11 protein-coding genes are annotated in these 11,636 nt (G+C 73.3%); 6 read left to right on the top strand and 5 right to left on the bottom strand.

Going from position 1 to position 11,636, the window contains the following annotated elements; all coding sequences use genetic code 11:
• The first annotated feature begins 39 nt into the window (after positions 1-39).
• Both AC1DWJ_RS16380 and AC1DWJ_RS16375 read left to right on the top strand, forming a co-directional pair.
• The gene (locus AC1DWJ_RS16380; RefSeq protein ID WP_477621364.1) at positions 40-1,161 is read left to right on the top strand and encodes a glycosyltransferase family 4 protein; all 1,122 of its coding nucleotides are present in this window, start codon (positions 40-42) and stop codon (positions 1,159-1,161) included.
• 53 nt (positions 1,162-1,214) lie between these two features.
• Positions 1,215-1,886, top strand: coding sequence for an NUDIX hydrolase (locus AC1DWJ_RS16375; protein WP_477621363.1), 672 nt, complete (start codon positions 1,215-1,217; stop codon positions 1,884-1,886).
• 31 nt (positions 1,887-1,917) lie between these two features.
• Here the strand turns inward: AC1DWJ_RS16375 and AC1DWJ_RS16370 are convergent, their stop codons facing one another.
• Positions 1,918-2,367 carry a hypothetical protein gene (locus tag AC1DWJ_RS16370; protein WP_477621362.1) on the bottom strand — a complete coding sequence of 150 codons (450 nt, stop codon included), beginning with the start codon at positions 2,365-2,367 and terminating at the stop codon, positions 1,918-1,920.
• 5 nt (positions 2,368-2,372) lie between these two features.
• On the bottom strand, positions 2,373-3,842 hold the full coding sequence (locus AC1DWJ_RS16365; RefSeq protein WP_477621361.1) for a PspC domain-containing protein: 1,470 nt from the start codon (positions 3,840-3,842) through the stop codon (positions 2,373-2,375).
• A gap of 125 nt (positions 3,843-3,967) precedes the next feature.
• Here AC1DWJ_RS16365 and AC1DWJ_RS16360 point away from each other — a divergent pair, with 125 nt between their 5' ends.
• Positions 3,968-5,347 (top strand): ATP-binding protein, encoded by a 1,380-nt coding sequence (locus tag AC1DWJ_RS16360; protein WP_477621360.1) that lies wholly within the window; start codon positions 3,968-3,970, stop codon positions 5,345-5,347.
• Entirely contained in the window at positions 5,334-6,014 is a 681-nt protein-coding gene (locus tag AC1DWJ_RS16355; RefSeq protein ID WP_457252688.1) for a LuxR C-terminal-related transcriptional regulator, read from the top strand. Before AC1DWJ_RS16360 ends, AC1DWJ_RS16355 begins: the two co-directional genes overlap by 14 nt.
• Before the next feature lie 7 nt (positions 6,015-6,021).
• Here the strand turns inward: AC1DWJ_RS16355 and AC1DWJ_RS16350 are convergent, their stop codons facing one another.
• The 3 genes from AC1DWJ_RS16350 to AC1DWJ_RS16340 form a co-directional block, all read right to left on the bottom strand.
• A complete protein-coding gene (locus AC1DWJ_RS16350; RefSeq protein ID WP_477621399.1) occupies positions 6,022-7,116 on the bottom strand; it encodes a DNA polymerase IV in 1,095 nt (364 codons plus the stop codon).
• A 102-nt stretch (positions 7,117-7,218) separates the two neighbouring features.
• Positions 7,219-8,223, bottom strand: a complete 1,005-nt coding sequence (locus AC1DWJ_RS16345; protein WP_477621359.1) for a quinone oxidoreductase family protein — start codon at positions 8,221-8,223, stop codon at positions 7,219-7,221.
• 66 nt (positions 8,224-8,289) lie between these two features.
• On the bottom strand, positions 8,290-9,393 hold the full coding sequence (locus tag AC1DWJ_RS16340; RefSeq protein ID WP_477621358.1) for a hypothetical protein: 1,104 nt from the start codon (positions 9,391-9,393) through the stop codon (positions 8,290-8,292).
• 145 nt (positions 9,394-9,538) lie between these two features.
• Here AC1DWJ_RS16340 and AC1DWJ_RS16335 point away from each other — a divergent pair, with 145 nt between their 5' ends.
• Both AC1DWJ_RS16335 and AC1DWJ_RS16330 read left to right on the top strand, forming a co-directional pair.
• Positions 9,539-10,258 (top strand): response regulator, encoded by a 720-nt coding sequence (locus AC1DWJ_RS16335; protein WP_457252685.1) that lies wholly within the window; start codon positions 9,539-9,541, stop codon positions 10,256-10,258.
• Positions 10,255-11,610, top strand: a complete 1,356-nt coding sequence (locus tag AC1DWJ_RS16330) for a HAMP domain-containing sensor histidine kinase (protein ID WP_477621357.1) — start codon at positions 10,255-10,257, stop codon at positions 11,608-11,610. Before AC1DWJ_RS16335 ends, AC1DWJ_RS16330 begins: the two co-directional genes overlap by 4 nt.
• Positions 11,611-11,636 lie beyond the last annotated feature (26 nt).

Raw genomic sequence — 11,636 nt, 5'->3', positions numbered from 1 at the left:
CCGGCCATCCTGTCGCATGGCAGGCTCTTGCCTGTGAAGGTGGCCCTGCTGACGGACTGTTACCTGCCCAGGCTGGGCGGGATCGAGGTCCAGACGCATGACCTCGCGGCCCAGCTGCAGGCGCGCGGCCACGAGGTCGAGGTCTTCACCGCCACGCTCGGGGAGCGGGGGGAGCGGCACGGTTTCGTCGAGGACGTCGACGGAGTCCCGGTCCACCGGATGGCCATCCAGCTCCCGTGGCAGCTGCCCGTCAACCCGTTCGCGCCGCCCGAGGTGCGGCGACGGCTCACGGCCGGTGGGTTCGACGTGGCGCACGTGCACATGGGCGTCGTGAGTCCCTTCGCCACCGACCTGGCGGGCGTCGCCCTCGGGCTCGGGCTGCCCACGGCGATCACCTGGCACTGCCTCATGGAGCGCTCGCAGCCCGTCTTCCGAGCGCTCGGCCACGCGCGTCGGTGGGGTGCCCGGGGCGCTGCGCTGTCGGCCGTGTCCGGGGTGGCGGCGACCTCGGTGCAGTCGGTCGTCGGGCGCGGCACCGAGGTGCGGGTCTTCCCCAACGGCATCGACACCGCGCTCTGGCGACCGCCGCCGCGAGCGGCACGGGAGCAGCGCGCCCCGGTCGAGGTCGTGGCCGCCATGCGCTTCGCCGCCCGCAAACGCCCCCTGGCGGTGCTGGAGGTCGCCGCGCGGGCGCGCGACCTCTCCGGTGGCGACCGGCCGATGCGGCTCACGGTGTTCGGGGAGGGCCCGGAGCGGAGCAGGCTCGAGCGGTTCGCCGAGCGGCACGACATGACCGACTGGGTGTCGCTCCCGGGACGCGTCGGGCGCGACGCGCTGCGGGAGCGCTACTGGGACAGCGACATCTACCTCACTCCTGCCCGGCTCGAGGCGTTCGGGATCGCCGCACTGGAGGCTCGCACGGCCGGACTGCCGGTCGTCGCCCGGCTCGACACCGGGGTGGGGGACTTCGTCGTCGACGGCGTCAACGGCCTCCTCGGCGCGGACGACGAGGCGCTCGCGCAGGGGCTGGCTCGACTCCTCACCGACCCCCCGCTGCGGCTGGCCATCGCCGGGCACAACCGCGACGTCGGTCCCGCCCAGGACTGGCCCTCGGTCGCGGCGTTGGCGGAGGACGAGTACCGCAGAGCGGGCGCGTCGTGACCGAATCCGTTGGCCCCCAGAATTCCCTTGAACCACAAGGCGATCCGATCGTCGTGCGTGCTGACGCAGCCCCCGGGCGGCGGGTGGCCGAGTTCGTCCTCGCCCACGGCGCCGACCCTGTGCGCGAGCTGGCCCGGCTCGGGTGGTCGCGTCCGCACCTCGGCGACGCGCACCGCGCCGAGGACGGCTCCTTGGTCCTGCACTACACCGTGGCGCCGGCGTCCGCGGTCGTGACGGCGCAGGCACCGGTGCCCACCGACCCCGGTCTCGTGCTCGCACCCGGGGAGGAGGCGAGCCCCTACCAGCGCACCGCGGCATACGGCGTCGTCACGAGCGCACGCGGCGTGCTGCTCACCGAGCTGTCCGAGCTGACCTCCGCCCCCGGTCGGTGGACCCTTCCCGGTGGTGGGCTGGACCCGGGTGAGGAACCGGTGGCCGGCTTGCACCGCGAGGTCTGGGAGGAGAGCGGTCAGCTGGTCGAGTCGGTCCGCCTGCTCGAGGCGCACACCTCGCACTGGATCGGGCGGGCGCCCAGCGGTCGCCTCGAGGACTTCCACGCCGTCCGGATCGTGTATGCCGCGTGGTGCCCTGAGCCGTCCGAGCCGGTCGTCCACGACGTGGGCGGCTCCACCGCCGCCGTGCGTTGGGTGGCTCGCGACGAGCTGGAGCGGTACCACCTCAGCCGGTCCTTCGCCCCGCACATGCGACGCTGGCTCGGAGCCTGAGCGGCTCCGAGCCAGTGACGACCGGCGCGGGTCAGCTGGTCTTGCTGGTGCGGCGCGAGGTGAGCAGGCCGACCAGGCCGAAGAGCACCAGCACGGCGCCGGTGAGGATGATGCCGAGGGGGCCGACGTTGCCCCAGTCGACGGTGAGCTGGCCCAGCTCCTGGGCCAGGATGATCCCGGCCACGGCCAGGCAGACCAGTCCCAGCACGATGGCCGGGGCGTGCGGTCCGCTCGGGCGCTCCGGCAGGACCGGAGTGGTGGCGGGCTCCTCGACCCCGATAGCGCGGTTCGAGTCGGTGGTGTCGAGCTGCTCGGTCCGGTCGAACTGCTCCGTGGTGTCGCTGTGCACGGTCTGCTCCAACTGTTTCGTGTCGTCGGCGGTCGTGTCGTCGGCGGTGTCGTCCGCCGTGGTGGCGAACGTCGTGTCGTCCTGCGGGTCGTTGCGCTCGTCGTCGTTGCGGGGTGCGTCGGGGTTGGTCATGGGACTCACTCCTTGCCGATCAGGATCTGGCCGAGGCCGACGTGGGCGTCGACGACGACGTCGGGCGTGCCGGTGCCGAAGGTCTCGACCGTGCTGATGTTGCGGCCGTCGCGGCCGTCGAGCTGGATCGGGTCGCCGTCACCGTCGACCCCGAACGGGGCGACGGGGCCGAGGTCGGCCGTGCCGATCCGCGAGATGTCGCCGGCGCCGACCGAGCTGCGCACCTCGACCGTGAGGTTCTCCGGGATGTAGATCCTGAGCTCACCGATCCCGACGCGGGCCTCGATCTCCCGGGCCGTGCCCGGGTTGTCGGGGGCGTTGGCGAGGTCCAGCTCGGCCGACCCGATGCTGAGCCGGTAGCGCTCGGTGGTGTCGGTGGAGGACGGACGCCAGGTGCGCTCGCCGATCCCTCCGCCGAAGGTCACGTCGGGCACGACGGACGCGGTCCAGGTGACCAGGGCCAGCACGATCGCCAGGAAGCCGGTGAACCCGGCGCGCCGACCGAGCAGGCCGAGCACGAGGGTGCCGAGGCCGAGGACGCCGAGGGCCGCGGCCAGCGCCACCGTCTCGTCACTGCCCGGCCAGTTGGCCGCGTCGTGGATCGAGAGCGTCGCGCCATAGGCCGCCAGGGCCAGGCCGCCGACGAGCAGGGTGGCGACGAAGCCTCCGCTGCGGCGACGGGGGACCTTCGGGGGCCTGGGCCGAGGCGCGACCGGGGTGGGTGGCGGGCCGTAGACCCCGCCCGGGGGTGTGGCCACGGGAGCTGTGGCTCCGGGGGCGGGGGCGTACGTGGTGGTGGACACGGCGGCATACTCCTGCGTCGGGGAGTCGGTGGACTCGGGAACGGGGCTCGTCTGTCCGGGGTGGGCGGGCGAGGCGGCGGGTGCGGTGACACCGGGCTGCGCGGCATACGGAGCTGGTGCGGCGGCGTAGGGAGCGGGTGGGGCGTACGGCGACGCGTACGAGGCCGGCGGGGGACCGTAGGCGCTCTGGCCGGCCCGGGCCTTGCGACCGTCGCGGTTGCGCGTGACCAGCCACACCACGAGGCCGACGGGGACGACCACCCACCAGATCCAGCCGATCCCGGACGCGTCGCCCGTCAGGCCGTTGGCGCCGATGAGCGACAGCCCGATCACGACGAGCAGGATGATGCCGAGCACGTCACCGTCGCGCAGCGCCTTCTCGGCGATGATCTCCTCGCGGTTGTTGGGCAGGAACGCCCACGCGATGAGGTAGACGGTGATGCCGACGCCGCCGAGCACGACCAGGAGCACCAGGACCGCGCGGATCACGATCGGGTCGACACCCAGGCGGGTGGCGATGCCGGAGCACACGCCTGCGAGCCACTTGTCGTCGCCGTCGCGGCGCAGGTCCACGGAGCGGATCCAGCCGAAGAAGCGGTCGAGCCCGTTGACGTGGCCGTCGGCGTTGGTCTGGTTGGTCGGGCCTGCGGTCGGCCCAGGGTTCTGCGTCATGTCATCCATGGTGTCCGTGGCGGGAGGTCGCTGCCATGAGGGTCGACCCTGAACCGACCCTGAAGGGTGCCGAGTCCACCCTGAATACGTTCGGTATCCACGCGTTCGTGCGTCAGGATGAGGTCATGCCGACTCCCTACGAGCGGCCCGTCCCCCCAGCGGAGGCGAGGGCCGCAGAACGCCGCGCCGCGCGTCCGCAGCTGACCCGCCCCGCCGAGGGCAAGGTCATCGCGGGGGTCGCGATCGGGCTGGCCCACCACCTGGGCTGGCCGGTGCGGTGGATCCGGTTGGCGTTCGTGCTGATCTCGATCCCCACCGGTGCGGGCCTGGTCGCCTACGTCTTCCTCTGGGCGCTCACGCCGCAGTCGCGCGGCGGGGTGGTCGGTCGGGGTCGTCGCGCGGTCGACCCGGCCGATCCCGACGCCGTGGCCAAGGCCGGGGTCATGGCCGAGCCGGTCACCGGCGCCGGCGAGCGCGACGCGACCCGGGTGCTGCTGGTCGGTGGGCTGATGCTCGGCATCGGGCTCGTCGTCGTCGCCCAGAACGCCGGGCTGAACGCGCGCCTCGGCATCCTCGTGCCCCTCCTAGTCGTGGCTGCCGGCGCGGTCCTCGCGTGGTCTCAGCTCGACGACTCCCAACGTGGTCGCTGGCTCGGATCCGAAACAGGCACAAGGCGATTCAGCGTGGCGCGCCTTGCCTTCGGTGGCGTGCTGGCGCTCACGGGCCTGGTCATCATGGCCACCCGCGGTCGGTCGCTCGCCGCGATCTGGGACATCGGCGCTGCCGTGCTCGCCGTCCTCGCGGGCGTCGCCCTGATCGCCGCCCCGTGGGCGCTGCGCTTCTGGTCGGACCTGCGTCACGAGCAGGCCGAGCTGGCCAGGGCGACCGAGCGCGCCGACATCGCCGCCCACCTGCACGACTCGGTGCTGCAGACGCTGGCCCTGATCCAGCGCAAGGCCGGCGACGCGGGTGCCGTGACCCAGCTGGCCCGCGCCCAGGAGCGCGAGCTGCGCTCGTGGCTGTATGCCGGCCCCGCCGACTCCGACGCGTCGCTCGCCACCGCGGTGGTCGAGGCGGCGCACGAGGTCGAGGACCTGCACGGCACCCCCATCGAGGTGGTGTCGACGGGTGACCGTCCGCTCGACGACGGTGGACAGGCCCTCGTGCGGGCCGTGCGGGAGTCCCTGCTCAACGCCGTCCGCCACGGCGCCCCGCCGGTGTCGCTCTACCTCGAGGTCGGCCCGTCGGGGGTCGAGGCCTTCGTGCGCGACCACGGTCCGGGCTTCGAGGTCGGCGAGATCCCGGAGGACCGGCTCGGCGTCCGCCAGTCGATCCTGGGCCGGATGGAGCGCCACGGCGGTGCTGCCAAGGTCCGTCGGCTCGAGCACGGCACCGAGGTCAGCCTCACCCTGCCCCCCGACCTGCGCCCGGCTCAACCCGTGCCTGACACCGACCAGCCGACGAACGTCCAGCCTGCAGTGGAGGAAACCCGTGAACACGCCTGAGAAGAAGCCCGTCGAGGTCGTCCTCGTCGACGACCACCGCATGTTCCGGTCGGGGGTCAGGGCCGAGCTCGGGCAGGCGGTGACGATCGTCGGTGAGGCACCCGACGTCGACGCGGCGATCGCCGTGATCCGGCAGGTCAAGCCGCCGGTCGTGCTGCTCGACGTCCACCTGCCCGGGGGCAACGGGAACGGTGGCATCGACGTCATCCACGGCTGCAAGGGCCTGGAGACCGCAGACGGCCAGCCGGTGCGGTTCCTGGCGCTGTCGGTCTCGGACGCGGCGGAGGACGTCATCGCCGTCATCCGCGCCGGCGCCCGGGGCTACGTCACCAAGACCATCAGCGCCACCGACCTGACGCGGGCCATCCAGCGGGTGGCCGACGGCGACGCGGTGTTCTCCCCGCGCCTGGCCGGGTTCGTCCTCGACGCGTTCGGCGCCGCCGCCGGTGAGGTCGCCCAGGTCGACGAGGAGCTCGACCGGCTCTCGGCCCGCGAGCGCGAGGTGATGCGGCTGATCGCCCGCGGCTACCAGTATAAGGAAGTCGCCAAGGAGCTGTTCATCTCGGTCAAGACCGTCGAGACCCACGTGTCGTCGGTGCTGCGCAAGCTCCAGCTGTCGTCCCGTCACGAGCTGACCGCCTGGGCGATGGGGCGACGCCTCCTCTGACGTGGGGCTACGGGGTGACGTCGTCGGTGCCGCCACCGGTGCCGGCGGCCCGGGCGCTGGGACCACCGCGTCCGGTCGTGCGGGGGTCGACGTAGCCACCTGCGGGCGGCACCATCTCGGCCCGCACGCCCAGCAGCCGGATCGGCCGGTCGTCGTCGAGGGCCGCGAGCAGGTCGAGCGCGGTCTGGGCGATGACCTCGGCGTCGAAGGTGGGCTCGGCCAGCTTGCGCACCCGGTTCGTGGTGAAGAACGGCGCGAACCGCACCTTGAGGAACACCCGCTGGCAGGCCCGCCCCTCGCGGCGGATGTCCTCGACCACCTGGGCTGCGAGCAGGCGCACCGCGTCAGCGACCTCGGCAGGCTCGACGAGGTTGGTCTGGTAGGTGGTCTCCCGACCGTGCGCCCGCGCGATCCACGGGGTGTCGTCGACCGTCGCCGAGCTCACGCCCCGCCCGAGCCGGCCGTAGTGCGGGCCCATCGACGGGCCGAACTCCGCCACCAGGGTCGCCTCGTCGGCCTCGGCCAGGTCGCGCACCGTCTCGTAACCGTGGGCGGCCAGCCGTTGCGAGATCTTCGACCCCACGCCCCACAGGGCGATCGTCGGCCGGGCGCCCATCACCTCGAACCAGTTGTCCCGGGTGAGGACGTAGACCCCACGGGGCTTGCCGAAGTCGGTGGCGATCTTGGCGCGCACCTTGGTGTCGCCCACCCCCACCGAGCAGGGCAGGTCGGTCGCCTCCAGCACGGCCGCCCGGATCGCCTGGGCGTAGGCGACCGGGTCGTCGGTCGTGACGCCCACGAACGCCTCGTCCCAGCCGAGCACCTCGACGACCGCACCCGGCATCCCGCGGAGCGTCTCCATCACGCGTGCGGACGCCTCCTCGTAGGCCGGCCCGTCGACCGGGAGGAAGACCGCCTCCGGGCAGCGCCGCACGGCCACCTTGAGCGGCATACCGGAACGGATCCCGAACTCCCGCGCCTCGTAGGACGCCGTCGACACCACGGCGCGCTCGGTCGGGTCGCCGCGGCCACCGACGACGAGGGGCACCCCGGCCAGCTCGGGGTGGCGCAGGATCTCGACAGCGGCGATGAACTGGTCCATGTCGACGTGCAGCACCCACGGCCGGGCCACGGGTTCGGCGCGCTCGGTCGGCTCCGTCGTCACATCACCATCCTGCCCTGAGCGGGTGACAGCGTGCCGGTGTCAGGGAACGAGCAGCAGCTTGCCGGTGGTCCGCCGGGCTTCGAGGTCGTCGTATGCCGCGGCCGCGTCAGCGAGCGGGTAGCGGCCGCCGACCTCGACGAGGAGCCGTCCGGCCGCGATGTCGGCCAGCACCGAGGTGCCGCGCTCGAGCAGCTCCTCTCGGGTCGCGGTGTAGCTGCCGAGGGTGGGGCGGGTGAGGAACAGCGACCCGGCGGCGTTGAGCCGCTGGATGTCGAAGGGCGGCACCTGTCCGCTCGCAGCCCCGAACAGCACCAGCATCCCGCGCGGCCGGAGCGACGACAGCGACGCGTCGAAGGTCGCCTTGCCGACACCGTCGTACGCGACATCGACGCCGGCCCCGCCGTTGGCCTCGCGCACCTGGCCGGCCAGGTCGTCGGCCTCGCGGTAGTTGATCACGGCGTCAGCGCCGAGCCCGCGGGCGATCTCGAGCTTGTCGGGCGAACCCGCCGTCGCGATCACCCGACCGCCCTTGGCCTTGACCATCTGGACGAGCAGCTGGCCGACCCCGCCCGCCGCCGCGTGGACCAGCGCCGTGGTGCCCGGCCCCACGGCATACGTGGAGTTGACGAGGTAGTGCGCGGTCATGCCCTGCAGCATCGCCGCCGCCGCGACGTCGAGCTCGACGCCGTCGGGCACCGGCACGAGGCTGTCGGCCGCCCGGTTGGCCACGGAGGCGCCCGCGCCGAGGCCGGAACCCCACGCGACCCGGTCGCCGACGGCGACCTCGCTGACACCGGACCCGACGGCCAGGACGGTGCCGGCGCCCTCGGAGCAGGACACGAACGGCGTCGAGAGGGGGTAGACACCCTGACGCTGGTAGACGTCGACGAAGTTGACGCCGACAGCCGCGACCTCGACCTGTACCTCGCCCGCTCCAGGGGGTGCCACCTCCACGTTGCGGACCTCGAGGACCGAGGAGTCGCCGGTGCGGGGGACGACGAGGGCGCGGGCAGAAGCGTCGGCGGGGGTCGCGTCAGAAGCCATGCTCCGACCCTACGTCCTGCCTCCCGGACGAGGCCGGGAGGCAGGACGAGGCGGACGAGCAGCCGTCTAGGAGAGCGACTTCTGGTAGGCGACCATGGCCTTGAGCGGAGGCTTCACCGCGTAGGCCTGGGCCAGCTGCGCGGAGTCGACGAACCACAGGTGGGTCATCGCCCCGGACGTCCGCAGCGTCGTCCCGGCGGCGCAGGCGCCGTTGACCGGCTTGAGCTTCGCCAGACCGCCGCCGGTGCAGGCCTCGTGGGTGTGCCAGCGGACGTAGGGCTGGTAGCTCGTCGGCGGAGCCTTCTTTTCCGCCGTGAACATCACCCCGACGAGGGTGAACTTCCCGTCCGCGTTGCGACGGTAGATGAGGGTTTCCGGGGCGCTCGGGTCGAGGACCTTGCCGTCGGTGCGGTTGGCGGGGTTGGGCACGTGCACGGCGCCCTTGTCGCGGGCCTCCTTGCCGAGGGCGGCGAGCTTCTTCTGCTTGCGGTTCCAGGCAGCTTGCACGTCGAACCCGGCCTTGGTCGCGGCGGCTGGGTCCCGGTAGGCCGTCGTCGCCGCGATGGTCCTCGCCAGGAGGTCCTTGGCGGCCGCCGTCTGGGCCGGCGTGGCCGACGCGGTGTCGGGCAGGTTCGGCACGTCGGAGTGGTCGTGGGCGGCGCTCGCGGCGTCCGTGTCGCCGTGGTCGTGGCCCGGCGCTGCGATCGCCGCGCCGCTCGCGACCAGCGTGAGGGCGGCGACGGCGCCCGTGAGTGCGGCCGCCCTGCGCGGTGTCGACGGAGTCGTGAGGCGGGCCGGTGCCCAGGCGGTGGCGGCGACGGCAGCCAGCCCCGCGCTGAGCACCTCCAGTGCGACGCAGACGGTGTCCGCGACGCCCACTGGCTCGGCGACGCCGGCTCCGGGCCCGAACGGCAGGCCGCTGGTGCGCGACACCGCCCAGACCAGCACCAGCGCCACCGAGCCCCCGGCCCCCGCCAGGAGGACGCGTCGGGACGACGCGCGCGACCAGCACCACAGCGCCCACCCGAGCTGGGCAGCAGCCGAGACGAGGAAGAACAGGCCCGCGGCCCACCACTCCTGGAAGTGGTCGGCGCTGACCCCGACATGGATGAGCGCGGCGCCCACGGTGAGCAGCGCTGCGCAGCGGATGAGGAGGGTTCGTGTGTCCATGGGGCCGACCATGGCCTGCCGATGTGCGAGCGGCGTGACCGCAGTGTTCGGGGAGTGTTCGGGTTCGGCCACGACCGGGCACCGATTGCCCGGTATGCCGCGGGGCTGCTTGCCGTCGCACCCTCGCGTCGGCGACGGTTGCGCCATGACCACAGCCTCGTCGGGTGCGACCCCGGGGACCTCACGCGTGCTCCTCGTCGAGGACGAGCCTGCCCTCGCCGAGCTCGCCCGCCTCTACCTGGAGCGCGACGGGCACCGCGTGGACGTCGTGGGCGACTCCGACGCGGCGCTCGCCGCGCTGGAGCGCCGCGACCACGACCTGGTGCTGCTCGACATCGGCCTGCCCGGCAGTGTCGACGGGATCGAGGTCTGCCGCCGCATGCGGGCCGGCGACGACTGGACACCGGTCATCTTCGTGACCGCCCGGGACGACGAGGTCGACCGGATCATCGGCCTCGAGCTCGGCGCGGACGACTACGTCACCAAGCCCTACTCGCCGCGAGAGCTCGCCTCCCGCGTGCGCGCCCTGCTGCGCCGACAACAGCGCGCTGCGCAGTCGGCGGGCGAGCGCCCGCGGTCGCTCGCGGTCGGCCCGCTGGTCCTCGAGACCGACACCCGGCGTGGGCGACTCAATGATCGCCCGTTGCCTTTGACGACAACGGAGTTCGACCTGCTCGCCCACCTCATGGCCAGGCCCGGCCGGGTCTACACACGGGGCGAGCTGCTGATGGCGGTGTGGGACTACCCGGCCGATGACCCGACCCGCACGGTCGACGTCCACATCGCCCAGCTGCGCGCCAAGCTCGGTGACGACAGCCCGATCCGCACCGTGCGCGGCGTCGGCTACAGCGTCGAGCGACCGTGACCGGCAGGGGCTCGCTGGAGCGGCGCACCACCGCCCTGATGGCGGTCGTCGTCACCATCGCCGTCGTCGTGGCCGGTCTGGTGACGGTCGGCCTGGTCCGCGGGGCAGCGCAGGACGAGGCGCGAAAAGCATTGCGCAGCAAGGCCGATCTGGTGAGTGCTGTCCTCGAGGCGAGTCGCCCCGTCGACATCGCACCCGCCCTGCGGGTCGTCCGCCAGCAGGACACCCCTGTCGCCTGGGAAGGCCCCGGCGGGCGGCTGGCTGGAGACGCGCTGGCCCGCGCGGCATACACCCAGCTGCCGCAGGCGCAGCGGAGGCTCAGCGGGTCGCACACCCTGCGCATCGACGGCCGGCAGGTGCTCGTGGAGGTGCGGCCGTTGTCCACCGGCGCGACGGTGGTGTTCGCCCAACGGGGCAGCCTCGCCACGGGCCAGAGCCTCCAGCTGCTCAACCGCGTGCTGCTGGCGCTGGTGATCGGGCTGGTGCTCGCGGTCCTGGCGTCGGTCCTCTTCGCACGGCGGCTGGCCGCCCCGCTGCGCAGCACTGCGGCTGCGGCCCACCGCATGGCGTCGGGGGAACGGTCGGTGCGCGTGGTGCCCGAGGGGCCTGCCGAGGTCGCCGAGACCGGGGAGTCGCTGAACGCGCTCGCCGAAGCCCTCGAACACAGCGAACGCCGGCAGCGCGAGTTCCTCCTGTCGGTCTCGCACGAGCTGCGCACGCCGCTGGGGGCGGTCAAGGGGTTCGCCGAGGGACTGCAGGACGGTGTCATCACCGGTGCCGCCGTGCCCGCCGCAGGTCGCACGATCGTGGCCGAGTCGGCCCGGCTGGAGCGGCTCGTGGCCGACCTGCTCGACCTCGCGAGGCTGGGGGCGGACGACTTCCGGTTCGACGCGGTGCCACTCGACCTGCGCGACGTCGTCGACCAGGCCGCCGAGGTGTGGGACGAGCGCTGTCGTCGCGAGGGCGTCCGGTTCGTCCTCGAGCGCCCGACTGGTCCCGTGCCGGTCCGCACCGACCCGGTGCGGGTCCGCCAGGTGATCGACGGGCTGGCCGAGAACGCCCTGCGGGTGACCGAGACCGGGGCGCCGCTGGTGATCGCGCTGCGGACCGAGGGAGACCGCGCCGTGCTCGAGGTGCGCGACGGAGGTCCGGGGCTGACGGCTGACGACATGGCGGTCGCCTTCGAGCGGTCCGCGCTCTACCAGCGCTATCGCGGGGTGCGCCGCGTCGGCACCGGTCTCGGGCTCGCCCTCGTCAAGGCACTCGTCGACGGGCTCGGTGGCACGGTCGCGGTGCAGGAAGCGGCGGCCGAGGGCGGCACCTGCTTCCGGGTCGAGCTGCCGCTCGGGTGAGCCGGTGTCGGCGGGACGGGGTCTCT

Source organism: Pedococcus sp. P2_D7 (assembly GCF_056404295.1).
This window is presented reverse-complemented; position numbering and strand designations above follow the sequence as displayed.